This is a genomic window from Sphingomonas sp. (assembly GCF_045810705.1).
GTDB lineage: Bacteria > Pseudomonadota > Alphaproteobacteria > Sphingomonadales > Sphingomonadaceae > Sphingomicrobium.
Map to the genome: position 1 here is coordinate 414,544 of NZ_JBJMVI010000019.1, position 22,559 is coordinate 437,102.

Annotated in this window: 14 protein-coding genes and 2 tRNA genes; 5 read left to right on the forward strand and 11 right to left on the reverse strand. The window is 64.5% G+C overall.

Going from position 1 to position 22,559, the window contains the following annotated elements; translation table 11 throughout:
* Window positions 1-19: 19 nt before the first annotated feature.
* The gene (locus ACJ8FR_RS11640; RefSeq protein WP_407828783.1) at window positions 20-1,669 is read right to left on the reverse strand and encodes a 4Fe-4S dicluster domain-containing protein; all 1,650 of its coding nucleotides are present in this window, start codon (window positions 1,667-1,669) and stop codon (window positions 20-22) included.
* A 90-nt stretch (window positions 1,670-1,759) separates the two neighbouring features.
* Here ACJ8FR_RS11640 and ACJ8FR_RS11645 point away from each other — a divergent pair, with 90 nt between their 5' ends.
* Together ACJ8FR_RS11645 and ACJ8FR_RS11650 are read left to right on the forward strand one after the other, a co-directional pair.
* Window positions 1,760-2,494: a uracil-DNA glycosylase gene (locus tag ACJ8FR_RS11645; RefSeq protein WP_407828784.1), complete on the forward strand. Its 735-nt coding sequence runs from the start codon at window positions 1,760-1,762 to the stop codon at window positions 2,492-2,494.
* A 206-nt stretch (window positions 2,495-2,700) separates the two neighbouring features.
* Window positions 2,701-4,302 (forward strand): lytic transglycosylase domain-containing protein, encoded by a 1,602-nt coding sequence (locus tag ACJ8FR_RS11650; protein WP_407828785.1) that lies wholly within the window; start codon window positions 2,701-2,703, stop codon window positions 4,300-4,302.
* Window positions 4,303-4,361: 59 nt separating this feature from the next.
* On the opposite strand, the gene ACJ8FR_RS11655 is transcribed toward ACJ8FR_RS11650, so the two are convergent.
* The 3 genes from ACJ8FR_RS11655 to ACJ8FR_RS11665 form a co-directional block, all read right to left on the reverse strand.
* A complete protein-coding gene (locus tag ACJ8FR_RS11655; RefSeq protein WP_407828786.1) occupies window positions 4,362-5,249 on the reverse strand; it encodes an outer membrane protein in 888 nt (295 codons plus the stop codon).
* Between the two features lie 279 nt (window positions 5,250-5,528).
* Window positions 5,529-6,599 (reverse strand): outer membrane protein, encoded by a 1,071-nt coding sequence (locus ACJ8FR_RS11660; protein WP_407828787.1) that lies wholly within the window; start codon window positions 6,597-6,599, stop codon window positions 5,529-5,531.
* A gap of 349 nt (window positions 6,600-6,948) precedes the next feature.
* Window positions 6,949-8,004 (reverse strand): outer membrane protein, encoded by a 1,056-nt coding sequence (locus ACJ8FR_RS11665; RefSeq protein WP_407828788.1) that lies wholly within the window; start codon window positions 8,002-8,004, stop codon window positions 6,949-6,951.
* A 312-nt stretch (window positions 8,005-8,316) separates the two neighbouring features.
* Between ACJ8FR_RS11665 and ACJ8FR_RS11670 the strand changes: the two genes are divergently transcribed.
* The 3 genes from ACJ8FR_RS11670 (at window position 8,317) to ACJ8FR_RS11680 (ending at window position 11,181) form a co-directional block, all read left to right on the forward strand.
* Window positions 8,317-9,387, forward strand: a complete 1,071-nt coding sequence (locus ACJ8FR_RS11670) for a PA0069 family radical SAM protein (protein ID WP_407828789.1) — start codon at window positions 8,317-8,319, stop codon at window positions 9,385-9,387.
* A gap of 70 nt (window positions 9,388-9,457) precedes the next feature.
* Entirely contained in the window at window positions 9,458-10,861 is a 1,404-nt protein-coding gene (locus tag ACJ8FR_RS11675; protein ID WP_407828790.1) for a M20/M25/M40 family metallo-hydrolase, read from the forward strand.
* A 26-nt stretch (window positions 10,862-10,887) separates the two neighbouring features.
* Window positions 10,888-11,181, forward strand: a complete 294-nt coding sequence (locus ACJ8FR_RS11680) for a hypothetical protein (RefSeq protein ID WP_407828791.1) — start codon at window positions 10,888-10,890, stop codon at window positions 11,179-11,181.
* Between the two features lie 77 nt (window positions 11,182-11,258).
* Here ACJ8FR_RS11680 and ACJ8FR_RS11685 read toward each other — a convergent pair whose 3' ends face one another.
* The 7 genes from ACJ8FR_RS11685 to ACJ8FR_RS11715 form a co-directional block, all read right to left on the reverse strand.
* Window positions 11,259-11,477, reverse strand: a complete 219-nt coding sequence (locus ACJ8FR_RS11685) for a hypothetical protein (protein ID WP_407828792.1) — start codon at window positions 11,475-11,477, stop codon at window positions 11,259-11,261.
* Between the two features lie 85 nt (window positions 11,478-11,562).
* Entirely contained in the window at window positions 11,563-13,635 is a 2,073-nt protein-coding gene (locus ACJ8FR_RS11690; RefSeq protein ID WP_407828793.1) for a response regulator, read from the reverse strand.
* Between the two features lie 3 nt (window positions 13,636-13,638).
* Window positions 13,639-19,020, reverse strand: coding sequence for a HAMP domain-containing protein (locus tag ACJ8FR_RS11695; protein WP_407828794.1), 5,382 nt, complete (start codon window positions 19,018-19,020; stop codon window positions 13,639-13,641).
* Between the two features lie 178 nt (window positions 19,021-19,198).
* Window positions 19,199-19,275 (reverse strand) — tRNA-Pro (locus ACJ8FR_RS11700).
* Between the two features lie 73 nt (window positions 19,276-19,348).
* Window positions 19,349-19,423, reverse strand: a tRNA-Ile gene (locus tag ACJ8FR_RS11705).
* 53 nt (window positions 19,424-19,476) lie between these two features.
* Complete coding sequence (locus ACJ8FR_RS11710) at window positions 19,477-21,027, reverse strand: sensor histidine kinase (protein ID WP_407828795.1); 1,551 nt, start codon at window positions 21,025-21,027, stop codon at window positions 19,477-19,479.
* Window positions 21,028-21,178: 151 nt separating this feature from the next.
* A complete protein-coding gene (locus tag ACJ8FR_RS11715) occupies window positions 21,179-22,453 on the reverse strand; it encodes a tetratricopeptide repeat protein (protein ID WP_407828796.1) in 1,275 nt (424 codons plus the stop codon).
* Window positions 22,454-22,559: the final 106 nt, after the last annotated feature.

Consider the following 22,559-nt stretch of genomic DNA (forward strand, 5'->3'; position numbering starts at 1 on the left):
GGCCGCGCAACCAGGAAGTCTACATGTTCGGGTAATTGGGGCCTCCGCCGCCTTCTGGGGTGACCCAGTTGATATTCTGGGTCGGATCCTTGATGTCGCATGTCTTGCAGTGGACGCAATTCTGGGCGTTGATCTGAAGCTTCGGTTCACCATTCTCGCCATCGACGAATTCGTACACCCCCGCGGGACAATAACGCTGTTCGGGTCCAGCATATACCGGCAGGTTGATCGCCGTCGGTATGTCGGCGTCCTTGAGCGTCAGATGAACCGGCTGGTCTTCCTCGTGATTGGTGTTCGAGATGAACACCGAGGACAAGCGGTCGAATGTCAGCACGCCATCCGGCTTGGGATAGTCGACCGGCCGCACCTGGTCCTTGCACTTGAGCCGCTCGTTGTCGGGCTTGTGCTTGAGCGTCCACGGAACGCCAATCCCGAGCTGGTTCAGCCACATGTCGAGCCCGGCGTAGAGTGTTCCTAAAGTCCCGCTCCAATGCGCGACGGCCGGCTGGGCGTTGCGGACCTTCTTCAGCTCTTTGACGATCCAGCTCGACCGAAGATTGATCTCGTACGCATCGAGCGTGTCGCCGCGGCGGTCGGCTCCAATAGCCTGGAACGCCGCTTCGGCGGCGAGCATCGCCGACTTCATCGCCGTGTGCGTGCCCTTGATCCTGGGCACGTTCAAGAACCCCGCCGAGCAACCGATCAGTGCTCCGCCGGGAAAGACGAGCTTGGGGATGGCCTGGTAGCCGCCCTCGTTGATCGCCCGCGCGCCATAGGAGACGCGTCGGCCCCCCTCGATCTCTGCGCGGACCGCCGGATGCATCTTCCACCGTTGCATCTCGTCGAACGGCGACAAATAGGGGTTCGAATAATCGAGCGCGACGACGAAACCGAGCGCGACCTGGTTGTTCTCCTGGTGATAGAGGAAGCCTCCGCCCCACGCGTCCTTAAGCGGCCAACCCTGCGTGTGGATCACTCGCCCTGGCTTATGCTTATCCGCAGGAATGTCCCATAATTCCTTGATTCCGATGCCAAATACCTGTGGGCCGCTTTGATCGCGCAGGCCGAAGATCTCGGTCAGTCTTTTGGTCAGATGGCCGCGCGCGCCCTCGGCGAAAAAGGTGTAGCGGGCGTGCAACTCCATGCCGGGCTGGTAGTCGGGGCGGTGGCTGCCGTCGCGCGCAATGCCCATGTCGCCGGTCGCCACGCCCCTCACCGATCCATCCTCGTTGAACAGGATCTCGGCCGCGGGAAAGCCCGGGAAGATCTCGACTCCAAGCTCCTCGGCCTGGCCCTGCAGCCAGCGGCAGAAGTTTCCGAGGCTCAGCGTGTAGGTGCCGCGGTTGCGCATCAACGGCGGCATCAGCATTTCGGGGATCGAGAATTTGCTCTTCCCGGTTAGCACCCAGTGATGATTTTCGGTGACGGGCACCGTCAGCGGCGCGCCTTTGTCCTTCCAGTCCGGGATCAGCTCGTTGAGCGCAATCGGGTCGATCACCGCGCCCGACAGAATGTGCGCGCCGACCTCGCTGCCTTTCTCGAGGATGCAGACGTTAAGCTCGCGCTCGGCAGCCGCCGCCAGTTGCTTGAGCCGGATCGCCGCGGAAAGCCCCGCTGGCCCACCCCCGACGATCACCACGTCATAGGCCATGGATTCGCGCTGGCTCATCCCCTTCCCTTCGTCCTGTCGCGGCCGGAACACAATTCGACTCAAATGCCCTGCCAATTCCTTGACCGCGCCGTCAATGCCGCGCGAGGTATGGCCAAGGGAGTAGACGTGGGCGGGCAGGCGAATCCGATCGGCATTGCCGAGGCGCGCAGCGCATTGACCTGGTGGCTCGACGCGGGCGTCGATGTGCTGGTCCAGGAGGATTCCCGCGACTGGCTGCATTCGCCGCCGCCGAATCTGCCAGCCACGCTGGCCGAAGTGAAGCCCGCGAACATCGTTCAACCGGCTCACGAGACGCTCGCGGAACTTCAAGGCTGGCTGTCGAGCAGCATGCAGCTGCCGCTGGTCTCGGCAACGGCGAAGCGGATCATGCCCCACGGGCCCGAAGATGCTGCGATCATGCTGCTCAGCGACTCGCCCACCTTCGAGGATTCGGCCGCCGGCCAGCCGATCGGCGGCGACGCCTGGGAACTGACCAAGCGAATGCTCGCAGCAATCAAGATTCCCGTGGAGCAGGCCTACAGCGCCTCGCTCTCCTGCCTTCACCTGCCCGGTTCGAAAATGTCGCCCGCCGAGCGCGACGAATGCGCGGAAATTGCCCGCAAGCACATCAAGCTTGCCGCGCCGAAGCGCCTGCTGCTGCTCGGCGACGGACCGGCACAGGCGCTGCTCGGCAAGCCCCTGGTCCAGGCGCGCGCTCACGTCCACAAGATCGAAGGCGTGCGCACGGTCGCCACCTTCCACCCGCGGTCGCTGATTAATCGGCCCTCAAACAAATCCTTGGCATGGAAGGACTTGCTGCTTTTGATGGAGGACGAATCGTGAAGTGTGGCCTGCTCGCATTCGGGAGTCTTGTCTGGGCCGCGCCCTTATTCGCGCAGAGCTCGCCTGACCCGCTTGCGCCTTTGCCGGTAAACGCCCCGCCGCCGGCCCAACGAAGCTTGCCCGCTCCTCCGACCGCAGATCTGCCGCAGCCAACAGTTCCCGCCGCTCAAAGCCCCGTTATCGTCTCTCAAAACCTCCCCAGGCCGGTGACCGTACCCAAGGACTGGCGCGGCGTGTTCGACGCGATCGATGCCGGCAATTGGGCGTCGGCCCAGGCCGGCATCGCCGCTTTGCCGAGGAGCGTTCTAACGCCGGTCGCCAAGGCAGAGCTTTACACCGCCAGGGGATCACCGGTCGTCGACCTCGGCTCGCTCGAGGCCCTGATTGCCGAGGCGCCCGAGCTGCCTCAGGCCGAGCAGCTCGCGAACATGGCGATCAGGCGCGGCGCGCTGACCCCGCCCTCGATCATTGGCGACAGGCCGATCTACAGCATCGGCTCGGCGCCGATCCGCTACAAGGCCAAACCCGTCCAGGGCGAGCCCTATGCCGACCAGCTGCGGGCCGTTCTCGATCCGCTCGTCAAGGCCGACGATGCCGCCGGCGCGGAAGGACAGCTGATCCTCTACGCGCCCCAGCTGTCGGGCGAGGCGCGGGCCGAGGCGGCGACCCGCGTCGCGTTCGTGTATTACGTGATGGGCCAGGATATGGACGCGCGCCGGGTCGCCGATACCTGGCGCCAGGGAGCGGCTGGCGAATGGGCGAGCCAGGCGGCCTGGGTGTCGGCGCTTGCCTCATGGCGCCTCGCGGACTGGAATGCGGCCTCCTCCACCTTCCAGCGGGTGGCGCAGCTCGCCCAGCAACGCGAGCTTCGCGCCGGCGGCTATTATTGGGCCGCGCGTGCCGAGCAGGCCGCCGGGCGACCCGGATCCGTCGCCAGGCTTCTGAAAGCCGCAGCCAATACCGCCGAAGCCACGGAAAGCTTCTACGGCCTCGTCGCGCGCGAGACGCTCGGCTTGCCGACCAGGCTTACGGTCGACCCGTTCATCGGCAGCGACCCGCCGGTCGAGAACCTGCCCAACGTCCAGCGCGCGGTCGAGCTGGCCAAGATTGGCGAACCGGCGCTGGCCGAGCAGATGCTCCGGCACCAGGCCAGGATCTGCGTGCCGTCCGAGCATCATGCGTTGATCCAGCTCGCCAAGCACCTCGATCTCCCTGCCGCGCAGCTGTGGCTCGCCAATAACGGCCAGTGGGGCGCGCGTTCGGATTCGTCGGACCGTTATCCCAATCCCCACTGGACCCCGCTCAATGGCTGGCGGGTCGATCCGGCGCTCGCCTTCGGACACATCGTCCAGGAATCGGCGTTCCGGCCGACCGCGGTCAGCAGCGCCGGCGCGGTCGGCTTGATGCAGGTGCTGCCGATTACCGCGCAGCAGATGGCGAACAGCCGCGGCGTGGCTTATTCGCGCGCCAACCTTACGGATCCGCGGTTCAACCTGGAATTCGGCCAGAGCTTCATCGAGACGATGCGCGGTTCGTCCGCGACGGCGGGGCAGCTGCCCCGGGTGATCGCGTCCTACAATGCCGGGCCGCTGCCGGTCGCGCGTTGGGCCGGGATCAACGACAAGGGCGATCCCTTGTTGTGGATTGAATCCATCCCTTACTGGGAGACGCGCTACTACGTGCCCGCGGTGCTTCGGAACATGTGGGTCTACGAGGGCCTCAACAACGAGGATCGCACGACGCTGCACGCGATGGCCGAGCATCGCTGGCCGACCTTCCCAACCACTATGACGGCGCTCAACCACTAAAAAAGCCCCCCGGACCCCGCGGCCCGGGAGGCTCTTTACTAAGGCCGAAACTCGGGCGCTTAGCCGCGCTCGCCGCGCTGTGCGGGCGGCGGCGGTGGCGGTGGCGGTGGCGGCGGTGCCGGACAGGCCGCCGTCGCGTCGATCACGCTGCCGTCGGGGCAGGTCTGTGTCGCCGGCGCCGCGGGTGGCGGAGGCGGCGGAGGCGGTGGCGGCGGTGCCGCAGCCTCACGCGAGTTGAAGTTGTAGACCAGGCTCGCGAGGACATTGCTGGAGCCGAAGTGCCCGCTCGCATTGGTGGTGAAGTTGGTTCCGTTCACCGCGAACGCATCCCCGAAGTTGAGCTTGGCGGTCCGGAAATATTCGTACTTCACCCCGGCATCGAGGTTCGGCGTAAGCGCGTAACGAAGCCCGGCAATGCCCTGGTACGCCCAGGCGCTGGCGTTGCTGCCCGTGTAGCTGGTCCATGCACGGCCGGCGCCGCCCCCGATATAGCCGCCAAATCGCGAGCCCGACCCGAAGTCGCTGTCGAGCAGCGCATTGGCCATCAACTTGGTAACGCCGATATGATTTCCGACGGGAAAGTTCGCCGCGGTGACGGCCGTCCCCGAGGCGGTGCCGACATCGGTCAGCAGCGGCGCGGAAACTGTCAGGCTTTTGACACTCCCCCGCTGATGCCCGCCTTCGGCCTCGATCCGCAGCAGTCCCAGCTTGTATCCCGCCAGCAAGTCCACGTCGTAGCCGGTCTTCGACTTGACGCTGTAGCCATTGACCTCAGTCGTCGAGGTATTCGGTGTCACGCTCGTATTGTTGAGGATGACGTCGAGATCGGTGGTTTGGGGCAGTGCCACGCCGCCTTCGATCCCGACGTAGGGACCGTCAGCTCCAGCATAGGCGGGCGTCGCGAATGCCGCCGCCGTCGCGGCCGCCGCCAGTAGATAGATTTTCATGGATGATTCCCTTTGGCTTCTATGAGCCCCTGTTGCGCGCGGCAGTGGGGGGTCGAAGCTGGCTCCCAGATGAATCGAACATTACGAATGCTTCAGCCGTCTCGGTTCGTCGGCGGAACAACCACGGCTCGCCGTTATTAATCCTGCGTTCTAATTATGTTCTCGATTCGCGGCGTGGAACTTGGCGATGCGCGTCCAGCGGATCCTCCCGCTCGGCCCATCGAAAAAGCCTCCCGGGCACTGGTCCCGGGAGGCTCTTTGCTGGCGCTGGGCCGGCGCTTAGCCGCGCTCGCCGCGCTGCGCGGGCGGCGGCGGCGGCGGCGGCGGCGGCGGTGCCGGGCAGGTCGCCGTCGCGTCGATCACACTGCCGTCGGGGCAGGTCTGCGTCGCCGGAGCCGGTGGTGGCGGCGGCGGCGGAGGAGGCGGAGGCGGCGCTTCGGCCACGCCCCCAAAGTTATAGGCCAGGCTGAGCAGCAGACTGTGCGACGAGAAGTGGTCGTTGAATGCCCCGACCACGGTGGCCGTGCGAGTGAACGCGACATTGGTCGAGCCCGACGCGGCGCCGCCTGCCGCGGCGGGGACGTTGGGGACTGCAACGGTGCTGGTCGAAGTGAACGCGGTCGCTCCGGGCGCGAAGTTCAGGTTGCCGGTGCGGAAATAGCGATACTTCAGCCCGATATCCATATTCGGACTAACCGCGAAGCGAACGCCGGCAATGCCCTGGTAAGCGAAGGCGCTGTCGCTGGTGTTGGTGTTAAAGGCCTTGACGCTCGCGTAGCCAACGCCGCCGCCGGCGTAGAAGGACACGCCGTTCGGATCGCCGAAGTCGAGCAAGCCATTGATCATGCCCGACCATACGTTGACGTTATTGCGGAGGTTGAAGGTGGTCAGGTTGCCCGCCGGAAAGACGAACGCAGTCGTTGTGGTCGCGCCGGCGGGGTTGAGGGCCGTGGTCACCGCCGTTCCGAACGCCGTGGCTTGGGTGAACGACTTGATACTGGAATGCTTGTAGCCGAGCTCGCCTTCGAGCCGGAACATGCCGAAGTCGTATCCGGCGATCGCGTCGATGTCGTAACCCTCCTTGAAGCGGGTCTCCGCGCTTCCGCTCACGAGTGCGACAGGCGTGGTGAAGGTCGCGGGCAACGTCCCGACGACGCCGGTGCCGGGTGCCACTGCGGCGGTGCCCGCCGCGGGACTCTGCGCGGTCTGCGTGAAAGTCGACGTGTATATCCCGGTCATGTGCTGCGGGAAGAGGATGCCCCCTTCGAGCCCCACATAGGCCGAGCCGTCCCGGGCTAGCGCCGGTGTGGCGATCGCTGCCACGGCGCTCGCGAGCAAGAATTTGCGCATCATTAGATGCCTCCTTTTCGGTTGGAAGAATGGCCCCGCAACCAGCGGAGACGGTGAAGGTTTCAGAATCGCGCCGCCAGGCTGACTCAATCGCTACTTACTGTTGCAGCCTTGCAACAGCCTTCCGGAGAGCCTCGCCATTCAAGCTGCTGTTTTAGCTCCGCATTCTCTCGGAACTCAGCCTGCTGTCGTTCCACCCGATTGTGCGTCCCCGCACAATTCATGTGCCCGACGATTTTGATTTCCAGCGCTGCAGTCTGACTGCGGTCGTGAAGCACCTCCTCAACCAAAAAAAGCCCCCCGGGCGTGTGCCCGGGAGGCTCTGGACTGACGCTCGAAGCGCTTGCGCTTATCCGCGCTCCCCGCGTTGCGGAGGCGGCGGAGGCGGCGGAGGCGGCGGTGCCGGGCACGTCGCCGTCGCGTCGATCACGCTGCCGTCCGGGCAGGTCTGCGTCGCCGGCGGTGGTGGCGGCGGCGGTGGCGGCGGAGGCGGAGGCGGTGCTTCCGCCCGCGCTCCGAAGTTATAGGCGAGGCTCAGCAGCAGGCTATGCGACGCGAAATGGTCGGTGAACGTGCCGTTGATGGTGCCCGTCCGCGAGAAAGTCACATTCGTCGTGCCTGATGCCGTTCCGCCCGGCGCGGGCACGTTGGCGACCGCAACGGTGCTCGTGTTCGTAAAAGTCGTTGTACCAGAGCCGAGGTTCACGTTTCCGGTGCGGAAGTAGCGGTACTTCAGGCCGATATCGACGCCCGAGCCCAGCCCAAAACGCAAGCCCGCAATGCCCTGATATGCGAATGCGCTGTCGCTGTTGCCAAAGATCCTGACGCTGGCAAGGCCGATACCGCCGCCGGCGTAGAATGACAGGCCGTTCTCGTCGCCGAAGTCGAGCAGACCATTAAGCATGCCCGACCAGACATTGACATGGTCGCCAAGGTTGAACGGCGTCACGCCTGCGACCGGAAAGACGAACGTCGTGCTACCGGCGGGAGTGGTCGAGCCGGTCGGAACCAGCGCGGTCGTAACCGCCGCACCAAACCCGAAGTCATTGAAGTCCTTGATATTGGCGCTCTTGTAGCCGAGCTCGCCTTCGATCCGGAAGATGCCCAGGTCATAGCCCGCGATCGCGTCGATGTCATAGCCTGCCTTGAACCGGACGTTCGGGTCCTGGGCTATGATCGTCGGAACTGCCGGCGCGGTTCCGACCCTACCGGTGCCCGGCGCGGCAGCGGCTGTTCCGGCCGCGGGCACCTGAGCCGTCTGCGTGAAGGTCGCCGTCAGGGCGCCGTTCATGTTTTGCGGAAAGAGGACGCCGCCTTCGAGCCCGACATAAGGCAGACCGTCGCGAGCCACCGCGGGCGTTGCGATCGCCGCCACGGCACTCGCCAGCAAGAGTTTGCGCATCATGGGACGCCTCCTTCCAAGTTGGTGCGGAAGAATGGGCAGGCAAATCTGGGCGTGCAACAGACGTTTCGGAATCCGGCCGCCAAACCTCATCAATTCCAGACCACCTGTTGCACGCTTGCAACAGTGAATTTGTCAGGTTTGTCTTCCAAATCGCTGATATGGCGTTGAAATATTTCAGTAATACTCGCTGTCGGTGGCTGGTTAATTCATATCTCGCCGATCTGCTCGCTCTCTCACGATTCCTGCTTCGGCGGCCAGCGATCATGAATTCCTTGTTCTTGATATGTTCCGTCGAACGCGTAGACTCGCGCCATGCCGGTCGAATCGAACCACGGGCGGGGCGCAACTCGCAATCCAACGCCGACGCGCTTCAACCTCCAGGAGCGCGTGGTCGAGGGAGAATGGCTCGACCAGGTCGAGGCGCTCGACGGCGTGCCGCGGCGTCGGACGACCGTCACGATCGAGCACCCGAAGTCGATCCTGACGCGCAACAGCTCGCCCGACATCGGCTTTGACCGCTCGATCAACGCCTATCGCGGATGCGAGCATGGCTGCATCTATTGCTTTGCGCGCCCGACCCACGCCTTCCACGATTTGTCACCCGGCATCGACTTTGAATCGCGCCTGTTCGTGAAGCCAAATGCTGCCCAGCTGCTCCATGCCGCTTTGTCGCGCCCGGCCTACGAATGCCGGCCGATCGCGATGGGCACCAACACCGACCCCTATCAGCCGATCGAGGAGCGTTGGCGCGTCACCCGCTCGATCGTCGAGCTTCTGCTCGAAACCCGCCACCCGTTCACCATCACCACCAAATCGGACCGCGTGCTCCGCGATCTCGACCTGTTGAAGCAGGCGGCGGATCTCAGGATCGCCTCGGTCGCGCTGTCGGTGACTTCGCTCGATCCCGGGATCGCGCGCAGGCTCGAACCGCGCGCTCCGCAGCCGAGGAAGCGCCTCGCCGCGATGAAGGCGCTGAACGACGCCGGCGTCCCCTGTTTCGTCGCCATCGCGCCGGTCGTCCCGCAGATCACTGACCCGGAGCTCGAACATATCGTCGAAGCCGCGGTCGCGGCCGGCGCTCCGGGCGGTTTCTATCTTCCGGTGCGTCTTCCGCACGAAGTTGCGCCGCTGTTCCGCGCCTGGCTCGACAAGCATTATCCCGATCGCGCGACCAAGGTCATGGCGACGATCCGGTCGCTGCGCGGCGGCCGCGACAACGACCCGAACTTCTTCAGCAGGATGCGCGGCCAGGGGCCCTGGGCGGACCTGCTTCGGACCCGGTTCGAGATCGCCTGCAAGAAATACGGACTCAGGCAGGCCAAATTCCCTCTCCGCACCGATCTCTTCCGCCCGCCCGAGGGCGATCAGATGCGCCTGCTTTAATCGACCAATGGCAAGATTTGATCGATGCTGAGCGGTGACTTGCCGCCCTTCCCTCCTTAGGCACCACACGATGAACCGAACGCTCCTCGCCGCGCTGTTTTTCACAGCCGCCCCTGCCATCGCACAGCAGTCGATCACCACCCTGCCGCAGCCGGTCGTCGGTGACCCGCGGGTCGCCGCTCTTCGCGACGAGGCGCTCGCCAACGACCATTATGCCTGGGACATCGTCGAAGGACTGACCACCGAAGTCGGCCAGCGCCTCGCCGCAACGGAGGCCGAAGCCCGCGCCCGCGACTGGGCGGTGAAGCGGCTAACCGCGATGGGTTTCGCCAATGTCCACATCGAGCCTTTCACCATGCCGGTATGGACCCGCGGTGCCGAAAGCGCCGAGATCGTCTCGCCCTTCCCGCAGAAGCTCGCCATCGCCGCGCTCGGCTACAGCGGATCGACAACCGCGGCCGGGATCACCGGACAGATCGTCTATTTCGATAGCCTCGACGCGCTTCGCGCCGCGCCCGACAACGCGGTCCGCGGCAAGATCGTCTTCATCGACCATCACATGATGCCGGCGCAGGATGGCTCGGGCTACGGCCAGTTCGGCGCTCCACGGCGCCAGGGGCCAACCATCGCCTCGCTCAAAGGGGCGATCGGGATCGTGATCCGCTCGATCGGCACCGATCACCACCGCAACCCGCACACCGGCATCCAATATTTCACCGACGGCGCGAAGCCGATCCCGGCGGGCGCGCTCTCCGTCCCCGACGCCGAGCAGCTCGTTCGAATCCTCGAGCGTGGGCAACCCGTCGTGATGCACCTGACGCTTGTCAGCCAGAAAGCCGAGGGTGGCCATTCGGGTAATGTGATCGCCGAGGTTCCGGGACGCGACGCCAAAGCGCCGATCCTGCTTGTCGGTGGCCACCTCGACAGCTGGGACCTCGGCACCGGCGCGATAGACGACGGCACCGGGATCGCGATAACCGCTGCTGCCGCCAGGCACATCATGGACGCGGGCCGCCCGCTCCGCACGATCCGCGTGGTGTGGTTTGGCGCCGAGGAGCCCGGCGGCCTGGGCGGCAAGGCCTATGCTGCCGCCCACGGGAAGGAAGCCCATGCCATCGCCGGCGAAAGCGACTTCGGGGCCGACCGCGTGTGGCGCTTCAGCTCCCAGCTGATGAAGAGTGATCCCGCGGCTTATGCGCAGCTTACAGCGGCGCTGGCTCCGCTCGGCATCACCAAGAACGACAAGGGCGAAGCCGACGGGACGGATGTCGAGCCAACAATCACCGCGGGCGCTCCCTGGATTTCGCTCAGCCAGGACGGCACCCGTTATTTCGACTGGCACCACACGCCCGACGACACGCTCGACAAAATAGACCCCGCGCAGCTCAGGCAGAACGTCGCCGCCTGGACAGCGATGCTCGCGGTGCTGTCCGGCGGAATCGAGCCGGGAGCGAAACAGCCGAAGCGGCGTTGACCCTCGCAAAACCAGGGAGAAATAGGATGCGCATTGCTTTGGCCATTCCGCTGCTGCTTCTCGGCGCTTGCAACGTCAGCAAGGACGGCAATGCCGTCACCGTTCAATATGACCAAAACACCGCCCAAAACACTGCCGAGGACATCGGCAACACGGCGCAGAACATCGCCGCCGACATCGGCAACGACGTTCAGAAGACCGGCGACAAGCTAGAGAACAAGGTCGGCAACGCCGATATCGACGTGAAGATCGGCCACGATGAGCACACCAACACGACCTCGAAAACGACGACGACGACCACCGAGAACAAATCGAAATAGCCGCGGACGGCCGGGCCCGCCGATGGCGAACGCCCCACCTTTCTCGCCACGCGCGAGAAGGTGGAGGCGGGAGTGCATCAACTAGTGTTGGAATTCTGCTGGCTTTGAGTTCCGAGTGCGTCGGATATCTCAATCGGCGCCGCCGAATTTTCTGCGTCGAGATTGTCGTTGTCCGACGAGCCCGCGATCAATGCACGGTATCCCGAAACAATCGCCCGGCAGCTCTTCAACCCTTCGTTCAGGGTCAAATTCACTTTTTCGAAATTCGCGCCGTTCAGATCGTGTGCGTCAGGCACGCCGTAGCCCCTTTTTCCCACCGAATGCCACTCAACATGCCGGAAGCGTTGCCGGTTTCGCGTCGCACCGGCGAATTCGGTCGGCTCATCGAATCGTGATCGTTTCCGCGCCGCAGGCACGCGCAATCGCAGCCTCGAGCGTTGCCGGCGTGAATGGCTTGAGGAGCATTTCGACGCCGGCCGGGCGATGATTAATCATGTCGGTCTCGGCGTAACCGGTGATCATCAGCGCCGGGACCGCAGGGTGCGACTTCTGCGCTTCCCGCAGGAAATCGGTGCCCGAGAGATGCGGCATGGCATAATCCGTAATCAGCAGGTCGAAATCCCCATCGCGCTTGTCGATAATCGCCAGCGCTTCAACGCCATTATCCGCCTGAACGACCGCGTGCCCGCCATCCTCAAGGATTGCTGCGGTCATGTTTCGTACTTCGGCGTGATCATCAATCAGGAGCACCTTCAACGCACGAAGCTGGTGACCCTCGGGTTCGACCAGTTCGACAGCATCTGCGACCACGGCTTCGGGCGCGCGCGGTAGCCATAGCTCGGCCGTCGTGCCCTTGCCGAGTTCGCTTTCCAGGCGAAACGCGCCGTCTGACTGCTTGGCAAAGCCATAGACCATGCTGAGGCCGAGCCCGCTGCCCTTTCCGACGTCCTTGGTCGTGAAGAACGGCTCCATCACCTTTTCGAGGTGATCGGGCGAGATCCCGCTGCCGGTATCCGTCACCTCGATGCGCACATACTCCCCCGGTTCGAGGCCAGGGGGCCCGACATTGGCGAGTTTCTGGTTTTCCGCGAGGATCGTCACCGTTCCGCCTTCGGGCATTGCATCCCTGGCGTTGATGATGAGGTTGAGCAAGGCAAGCTCAAGCTGCGCCTGGTCTGCGAAGACCATCCAGGTCGCATCGCCGATGTGCCATTCGACATTCACAAGTCCGCCGAGGGTGTGAGTCAGGAGGTCGGACACCGCCTCGTGCAAGGCCGTCAGGTCGATCGTGTGAGGCTGCAGGCGCTGGCGACGAGCAAAGGCCAGCAGGCGGCGGACGAGCTCACTGCCCTGCTCGGCCGCCCGCTTGGCCATGCCGAGGATCCGCTGCTGCTCATCTTCTAGAGTCCCGCGGCGCTCGAGCAGGGTAAGGCCGCCGATCACCGCTGCGAGAAGATTGTTGAAGTCATGCGCGATCCCGCCGGTTAGCTTGCCGATCGCGTCCAGCTTCTGGGCCTGGACCAGCTGGCTTTCGAGCGAGCGCTGCTCCGTGATGTCGGTCAACGTTCCGGCGAACTCAACCGGTTTGCCGTCGGCGTCCCTCAGCAGCACGGCCTGGTCGAGGAAATGCTTGTAGCTGCCGTCGGCACAATGCCAGCGATACTCGATCGACGATCGGCCCGATTTGCGCCGTGCTTCCAGTGCCGCCAGGACACGGTTGCGGTCGTCAGGGTGGAGCCGCTCGACCCAGATTGTCGGCTCTGACTGGACCTGCTCCAAAGAGAAACCGCAAATCGCCTCGAGGTCGCCACTGACGTAGGTCGGCGCGCGCTGCGCCGCGTCAATCGGCTCGAGATACAAGACCATCGGCAGCGACTGGATGATCGCCGCCTGGCGCTGCTCGGCGCGGCGTAGTTCCTGTTCGGCCTTCAGCCGCTCGGCATTGGCGCGAAGGTTCGCATCCAGGAGCGCCTGCTCGTGGCGCGCCTTGCGCTCGACCTCCTTGGTCTTCTCGAACAGCTCAACGAACACCGCGACCTTCGATCGGAGGATCATGGGATCGACGGGTTTGAACACATAATCGACGGCACCCATCGCGTAGCCGCGTAGCTGATGCTCGGCTTCCTTGTTGACCGCCGACAGAAAGACGATCGGAATGCCCTTGGTCTGGTCGCGGTTGCGGATGATCTGGGCGGTCTCATATCCGTCCATCCCGGGCATGTAGACGTCGAGCAGGATCACCGCGAATTCGCCCTTGAGCAAATGGCGCAGAGCTTCGTCGCCGGAACGCGCGAGGACCACTTCGCCGAGATCTTCGAGCACGGTCGCGACGGCAAGCAAGTTGGGCTCGTCGTCATCGACCAAAAGGACTCGCGCGCGGTCGCGTTCCGGCTTCTCCGCCCGCCCCTGCTCCGGCTGAAGCACGGCGGGGATTTCTTTGGCGGGACGGTTCACCGCTTACTCCGCAGCCTCGAGTGGGATCGGTCGGGCAACGGCGGCCTGCGCCTCGCGGCCGCGTGCGATCCACACGCGCAGCAATGCCAGCAGCAGCTCGATGTCGACCGGTTTGGCGATATAATCGGAGGCCCCCGCGTCGAGGCATTTCTGACGGTCGCCCTTCATCGCCTTGGCGGTCACTGCGATCAACGGCAGGTCGGCAAGCTCCGCCAACCGCCGGATTTCCTGCATCGTCTGATAGCCGTCCATGTCCGGCATCATGATGTCGACGAGGGCGACGTCGACACCCGGCGTCTGTTCCAGGATCAGAATGCCATCCTTTCCCCGCTCGGCGTGGAGCACTTCCACGTCATGGCTCTCCAGAACGCTCGTCAGCGAAAAGATGTTGCGGATATCGTCGTCGATGATGAGCACCTTGGCGCCTGCAAGCTCGGGCACCGGCCGGTTCAACGGCGCGACGGCCTCCGCGGCTTTGGCCTTGCGCCGCTTCGGTTTCTGATTTGACACCTCCCGGAGAAGCGATCGGAAGACCCGAACGAGCTCGGTGCGCTCGGCGGGCTTTTCGGTAACTCCGAATGCCCCCATCCCCATCACCGACTTCGTCCGGTCCACGCCGGAAATCACGTGGATCGGCACGTGGCTTGTGTCCGGGTCGTGCTTCAGCAGGTCGAGAAGGACGAACCCGTCGATATCGGAAAGCCCAAGGTCGAGCGTAATGGCGCTCGGCTGAAGCTTTCGCGCCATCGCCAGCGTGCCGGCTCCCGCGGTCGAAACGACCCCCTTCAAACCCGCTTCGTGAGCTGCATCGAGGAGGATAGTCGCGAAAGTCGGATCATCCTCGACGATCAGCACGAACGGATCCTTGCCGAGATCGTCTCGGTCATCATTGACCTCGAATCCCGTGGGCAAAGCGGTCGGGATGACCGCTCCGCTATTTTCGAGCCGGATGGCCGAGGATTCCGCAACGGCAGAAGGCTCGGCCTCGAGCGGGACGTACAGCGTGAAGGTCGAGCCCTCCCCCGGGATCGAGCGGACCTGGAGCTCGCCACCGATCAGACGGGCAATCTCGCGGCTGATCGAGAGGCCAAGGCCAGTCCCGCCATATTTACGGCTGGTCGTGCCGTCGGCCTGATGGAAGGGCTCGAAGATCAGTCGCTGCTTCTCCTCCGGGATGCCGATGCCGGTGTCGGTGACCGAGATCTGGATCGCCTTGCTGGCCTCGCGCAGCGCCGGCTGATTTGGGCTCCAGCCCTTGTTCGCCAGCCGCACCCCAAGCGTCACGCTGCCCTTCGACGTAAACTTGAAGGCGTTGGACAGCAGGTTGAGCACGATCTGTTGCAGCCTTTTCTCGTCGGTGCGGACGGTCTGCGGCAGCTTGGGATCGAACTTCACGTTGAAGTCGAGGGCCTTGTCGGCCGCGAGCTGGCGGAAGGTTCGTTCCATGTGCTGCTTGAGATGCGCCATCGGCATATCGCCGACCTCGATCGTCACCGTACCGGATTCGACCTTCGACAGATCGAGGATGTCGTTGATGAGATTGAGGAGGTCCGAACCCGCAGAGTTGATCGTCCGCGCGAACTCGACCTGCTTCTCGAGGAGGTTGCCCTGCGCATTGTCGGCGAGGAGCTTCGACAGGATCAGCAGCGAGTTGAGCGGCGTGCGAAGCTCGTGGGACATATTGGCCAGGAATTCTGACTTGTACTTCGAGGTGAGCGCCAGCTGTTCGGCCTTCTCCTCCAGTGCGCGCCGGGCCATCTCGATCTCGAGGTTCTTGGCTTCGACCTGCTTCTTTTCGTTCTCGAGCAGCTGCGCTTTCTCCTGCAGCTCCTCGTTGGTCGCGTGCAGCTCCTGCTGCTTGCGCGTCAGTTCCGTCTGTCGCGCCTGGAGCTCCCGAGTCAGCAGCTGCGATTGCTTGAGCAGCCCCTCGGTGCGCATGGTCGCTGCGATCGTGTTCAACACGATGCCGACCGATTCCATCAGCTGGTCGAGGAAGTTCTGGTGGGTTTCGTTGAACTCGCCGAAGGAGGCGAGCTCGATCACCGCCTTCACTTCGTCCTCGAACAGCGCGGGGAGGATGTTGACGCTGGCCGGGGTCGCGCGCCCGAGTCCCGAACCGATCCTGATGAACTCCGGCGGGACGTCCTTGAGCAGGATCGGACGACGATCGGCGGCGGCCTGTCCGATCAGGCCCTCGCGCAGGCGGAACTCCTGCCTCAGCTCGTCGGCATTCTCGGCGCCGTAGCTGGCCACAAGCTCGAGCTTGGTCTCTTCTTCCTCGCGGTTGGTCACATAGAATACGCCGTATTGGGCGTTCACCAACGGCGCGAGCTCGGACATGATGAGGTTGGAGACGGTCGCGAGGTCGCGTTCTCCCTGCAGCATGCGGCTGAAGCGGGCGAGATTGGTCTTGAGCCAATCCTGCTCGGCGTTCTTGAGCGTCTGCTCCTTCAAGTTCGCGATCATCTCATTGATCGTGTCCTTGAGCGCCGCCATTTCACCCGATGCTTCGACCGCAATCGAGCGAGTAAGGTCGCCCTTGGTCACGGCGGTTGCCACTTCGGCGATCGAGCGCACCTGGTTGGTCAGGTTCGCAGCGAGCTGATTGACGTTGTCGGTGAGGTCGCGCCACAGGCCCGCGGCACCCGGCACCCGCGCCTGGCCGCCGAGCTTGCCCTCGATGCCGACCTCGCGGGCCATGTTGGTGACCTGGTCGCCGAAGGTCGAAAGCGTATCGATCATGAAGTTGATGGTGTCGGCGAGCGCGGCGATCTCGCCCTTGGCGTCAAGCGTCAGCTTCCGCTTCAAATTGCCCTGTGCAACCGCGGTGACGACCTCGGCGATGCCGCGCACCTGGTTGGTCAGGTTGGTCGCCATGAGGTTGACGTTGTCTGTCAAATCCTTCCAGGTTCCACCGACGCCCGGCACCTGGGCCTGCCCGCCGAGGCTGCCTTCCGTGCCCACTTCACGCGCCACGCGGGTCACCTCGGAGGCGAACGCGTTGAGCTGGTCGACCATGGTATTGATGGTATTCTTGAGGGCAAGAATCTCGCCCTTCACGTCGACCGTGATCTTCCGCGACAGGTCGCCCTTCGCGACGGCCGTCGTCACGTCGGCGATATTGCGCACTTGGCCGGTCAGGTTCGCGGCCATCAGATTGACGTTGTCGGTGAGGTCTTTCCAGGTGCCGCCGACGCCGCGCACCTGAGCTTGGCCCCCAAGCTTGCCTTCGGTGCCCACCTCGCGCGCGACGCGGGTGACCTCCGACGCGAAGGAATTGAGCTGGTCGACCATGACGTTGATGGTGTTCTTCAGCTCGAGGATTTCGCCCTTCACGTCGACCGTGATCTTCTTCGACAGGTCGCCCGAAGCGACGGCCGTCGTCACCTCCGCGATATTGCGGACCTGCCCGGTCAGATTTGCGGCCATCGCGTTGACGTTGTCGGTAAGGTCCTTCCACGTCCCGCCGACGCCCGGCACCTGAGCTTGCCCGCCGAGCTTGCCCTCCGTGCCGACCTCGCGGGCCACGCGCGTCACCTCGGACGCGAACGCGTTCAGCTGGTCCACCATGACGTTGATGGTATCTTTGAGCTCGAGGATTTCACCCTTCACGTCGACCGTGATCTTCTTCGACAGGTCGCCCTTCGCGACGGCCGTGGTGACCTCGGCGATGTTGCGGACCTGACCGGTCAGATTGCCGGCCATCAGGTTCACGCTGTCCGTAAGATCGGCCCAGGTTCCGGCGACGCCCTCGACCTGCGCCTGGCCGCCGAGCTTGCCTTCCGAGCCCACTTCGCGGGCGACGCGCGTCACTTCGGACGCGAACGAGTTGAGCTGGTCGACCATCGTGTTGATGGTGTTTTTGAGCTCGAGAATCTCGCCGCGGACGTCGACCGTGATCTTCTTGGACAAATCGCCCTTCGCGACCGCCGTCGTCACCTCGGCGATATTGCGCACCTGGGCGGTGAGGTTGCCGGCCATCAGGTTCACATTGTCGGTGAGGTCGGCCCAGGTTCCGCCGACGCCTTCCACTTGCGCCTGGCCGCCGAGCTTTCCTTCCGAGCCAACTTCGCGGGCGACGCGGGTGACTTCGGACGCGAATGAGTTGAGCTGGTCGACCATCGTGTTGATGGTGTTCTTCAGCTCGAGGATCTCGCCCTTCACGTCGACGGTAATCTTCTTTGACAGATCGCCCTTCGCGACCGCCGTCGTGACGTCCGCGATGTTGCGGACCTGACCGGTAAGGTTCGCGGCCATCAGATTGACGTTGTCGGTGAGGTCGGCCCATGTGCCCGCGACTCCCGGAACCTGCGCCTGCCCGCCGAGCTTGCCTTCGGTGCCGACCTCGCGCGCCACGCGCGTGACTTCCGAAGCGAAGCCGTTCAGCTGATCCACCATCGTATTGATGGTGTTCTTGAGCTCGAGGATCTCGCCCTTCACGTCGACCGTAATCTTCTTCGACAGGTCGCCCTTGGCGACGGCCGTGGTGACCTCGGCGATGTTGCGCACCTGGCCGGTGAGATTGTCGGCCATCAGATTGACGTTGTCGGTGAGGTCCTTCCACGTGCCGGCGACGCCTTCAACGCGCGCCTGACCGCCAAGCTTGCCTTCGGTGCCTACCTCGCGGGCAACGCGCGTCACCTCCGAAGCGAAGCCGTTGAGCTGATCGACCATCGTGTTGATAGTGTTCTTGAGCTCGAGAATCTCGCCCTTCACCTCGACGGTGATTTTCTTGGAAAGATCGCCGCGGGCCACGGCCGTCGTCACTTCGGCGATGTTGCGCACCTGGCCAGTGAGGTTGGTGGCCATCGCATTCACGTTGTCGGTGAGGTCCTTCCACGTACCGGCGACGCCTTTCACCCGCGCTTGCCCGCCGAGCTTGCCCTCCGTGCCGACCTCGCGCGCCACGCGAGTCACTTCCGAGGCGAATCCGTTCAGCTGATCGACCATCGTGTTGACGACTTTGCCGATGCGCAGGAATTCGCCGCGCAGCGGCCGACCGTCGATCTCGACCGTCATGCTTTGTGCAAGGTCGCCCTTGGCGACCGCGCCGATGACGCGGGAAACTTCCGCGGTCGGCTGGACCATGTCCTCGATCAGCTCGTTGACCGAACGGATCGCCGTTTCCCAGCCGCCCCGCGCGTTCTTCACCCGCCCCCGCTGGCTAATCTTTCCTTCCTTGCCGACGACCTTGGAGAGCCGCTCGAACTCCTGCGTCATCTCCTCGTTGAGGGACACGACTTCGTTGAAGATACTGGCGATTTCGCCATCCGCGCCGTCAACCTCTTCGGGGAGGCGCACAGAGAAGTCACCGCGGCGCAACGCGCGAAGCGCGCTGACGAGCTGGCGGCGATCGATAAAGTCCCGCGGGGCTTGGATGTTCACGCGTGTTACTCCGGTGGCTCTTCTCCCCCCACCCGTGGTTGATCCAAGCGCAGCCCCCCGGCTGCGGACTCCCACCTTATCAAAAGAATCGGTTTACGCTTCCTGAAAAATGAAGGTTTTCATTCCATCAGCCGCTACCCGTCAATTCGGGATTTCCGCAGCGGCCACGAGGAAAAGATGGTCGGGGAGACAGGATTCGAACCTGCGACCCTCTGCTCCCAAAGCAGATGCGCTACCAGGCTGCGCCACTCCCCGACATTGGAGCCGGCCCTCGCTTCGCTCAGATTTTCATGCTCGGCAATCCCCCGGGATTGCCTGCGCGTGAAAATGGTGGGCCCGGCAGGATTCGAACCTACAACCTAGCCGTTATGAGCGGCCGGCTCTACCGTTGAGCTACAGGCCCTCCCCGGTCATGCCGGGATAGAGAAAGGCTGAGCGCCCGCCAAGGCGCGAACGTCAGGCGCGGCGGAACAGCAGTGCGAATGTGTCGCGGCTGCTGACGAGATCGCCGCCGGCGATGCGGGCAAGCCCGCGTGCGAGGCGCAACGAAAAGGCGCCCTCGACGCCGGCCCCCTCGAACAGCTCAGGATCGCCGATCCCCTTCAGCGCCGCAGGCCGGCTGATCGATATCCGCGGACCGTCGCTCCCCTGTTCGGCCGATACCTGGAGCCGCTCGCCGCGCTCGGCGCGGTCGGCGAGCGCGCCGAACAATCGGAACAGCAACCGGTCCGCAAGCTCGGGCTCGACCGCTGCGGCGACTTCGCGGCGCGCGCGAACAATTGTCGCCTCGACGCCCCGCTTGCCGGCCATGTCGCGCAGCTCGCCACCCGCTCGCTCGACCAGCGCTCCAAGGTCGACGCGTTCGCGCGCGTCGCCAATGGATGAATGAACCTTGGCCGCGAAATCGAGGTCGTCGGTCGCCGTCAGCAGCAGCCGCGCCTGGCGACCGATTTCGGCTGCGCGCTCGCGGTAGCCGCGGTCCGCCGGACCCAGATATTGCCCTTCGATGATCTCGGCGAAACCCATGATCGCATTGAGCGGGGTCTTGATCTCGTGGACCAGCTCGCGCACCGAATCCGGATCCGAAAGCACGTCCGGAAGCATCTCCCGCTGTGGGGCGGCAACGGCTGCCGGCGTGTCGCGCAATGCGACCCCGCGATAGCCGGCGAAGCGGCCGTCGCTCGGCTCGAATGCGGGAACGCCGCTAATCTTCCATTCTCCCGCGACCGGTCCGGCGCCGCCGACGCGCAGCGACGCATCGCGAAACGGCGCGCGCGCCGCAAACGCGCGAACCACGTCGACGTCGACGCGGTCGCCGTCATTCTCCTGTTGCCGCGCGATCGATCTGCCGATGAGAGGCCCTCGCGGCGCGCCCTCGACCCAGGCGATCTCGCCGCCCGGGCCGCATTCCCAGCGGAACAAGGCCGGTGACCCGGCCACTGGTGCTGCGCTCTGGCTTGGCGCCGCCGGCTGATCCGAGCGCAGCCGGCGCCGACGCTCGATGCGCTCGATCACGTCCTGCAGCGACGGAGAGCCCGTTGGTCGATCTGCGGCCCCGACCAGAGTTGCCTCGCGCACGACGGTCTCGGCCTGCCGAGACTCGGCTTCGGCATGGGGTTCGGCGCGAATTTCGGGATGGAGGGTTGCGATGAATGTATTGGTTTCATCGTCGCCGACGGCGCCAAGCGCACGCCACTGCCACGAATCGAGCGTTGCCGCAGCAAGCACCGGCGCGGACACGCTCAAGGTGTCCGAGGCGAAATATTCGAGCAGACCGAGCGGCAAGGGCAGCGCCGCGACCGAGCGGGCAGTGGCGGCGCGAACCCCCTCGTCAACCCGAGCGGCTTCATCGCGGATGGCTGCGAGGGCCTCGGCAAGCACCGGGCTCGCGCTGATCGCACCGGCGCGCGCGACGAGGTCGACCAGCTGGCGCCACCGCACCGCCGCATCGTGGCGGTCCTCCGCCGGCTGGTTGAGGACGGTCAGCAGACGATCGTCGAACCGCACCTTTTTGCTCGTTTCCTTCGGACGCACTCGTAACCCGCTCTAAGCGAGCATTTACCAAGCGCTAAGGGGAAACGATTTAACCATCCCGAAACGGCACAAGCCCGTCTCGGTGGGCTGCCGCGCGTCGACGGCCCGAACGCGACGACCGCCGTCAGGCTTTCTGGTTGACGTAGGCAAGCCAGAATTTGGCGATGCCGGCGCGCGGGCCCGTGACCGCGTTGAATGCCGCCGTCGCCGCCGGCTTGTCGCCGGCGCGCGCAAGCGCCATCCCGAGGTGAAGGTTGGCGACCGCAGTGTCGACGCCGGGCTTGGCCATTGCCATGCGATAGAGTTCCGCCGCCTTGGCGTAGTTGCCCATGCCGTAGTAGCGGTCGCCGATACGCAACAGCGCCATTCCATCGCGCGCGCTCTTGGTTGCGACGTCGAGGTCGGCGGCGGTGGCGATGTTCTTGGCCTTGAGTCCGACCACGACGTCGCGGAATTCGGGCGCCGAGGGATCGACCAGCTTCGCCGCGATCCCTGCGTTCACCACGGCCTGCGCCTCGTTATAGTTGAGCTGCTCGGCGGCCGCGCGGGAAAAAAGTCCATAATCGCCCGCGCTGGTCAGCGCGCCCGCGGCTTGCATCAGGCGCAACAGGTCAAGCGTGCCCTCGACGTCGGGACTGTTGAGATTGCGGTAGATGGCGATCGCATTGTGCCAGCTGTCGGCGCTGGGATAGGCCGCAACCCATTGGCGGGCGAGGTCGACTGCTTGGGGCGATTGCGTCTCGTAGGCGATGGCGACAGCCCGCCTGAGAAGCGCCTCGTCGGGTTTCTGGCCGGCCGCCACGCTCGCCTGGACCGCACGCTGGAACGCGGCGGCGGCCTCTGCCTTCTGGCCTTGGGTGAGATAGGCTTCCCCAAGCATCGCGATGGCATTCGAATTGGCCGGATTGGCGGTGATCGCCTTCTGGAAGGCCGCCTGGGCCTGCGCATATTGCTTGGCGTTGTAGAGCGTCGAACCGAGGCTGAGGTAGAGTTCGCTTGCCTTGGCGCCATCGACATAGCCGGAGGACCCGACCGTATCGACGCCGGCGACCAGCAACGTGTTGTCCTTTGCCGCCAGCCCGGCTTTGATCTCCAACTGGCCGATCAAATAGCGGTCTTCCTTGGTCGTCGCGACCGACTGTGCCGCCGCGACCTTGGCCGGCACGTTGGCGACGTCGTTCTTGTTGACCGCGTCTTGAAGCTCGATGATCGCCTTCAGGGCCTTCGCCGACGGCTTGATCTTGGGTTGAGCCTGCGGTTGCGCCGCCTCTTGCTGGTTTGCCCGCGGCGGAAGCTCCGGCGGCGGCTGCTGCGGCGCGCTGCTGCCATATTGGGCGGCTGCGGGAGTTGCCGCGAGGGCCATGACGAACGCAAGCGCGGTGGTGGTGATCGGCTTCATGAGCGGGCTCTCCTGTTGCGGCCGGTTACGCCGGCGAGGAATGTCGGCGGCGCATTAGACCCGGAATGTTGCAAGGCCAAGCGGCTTGGCAGATGCGCTCTGAACG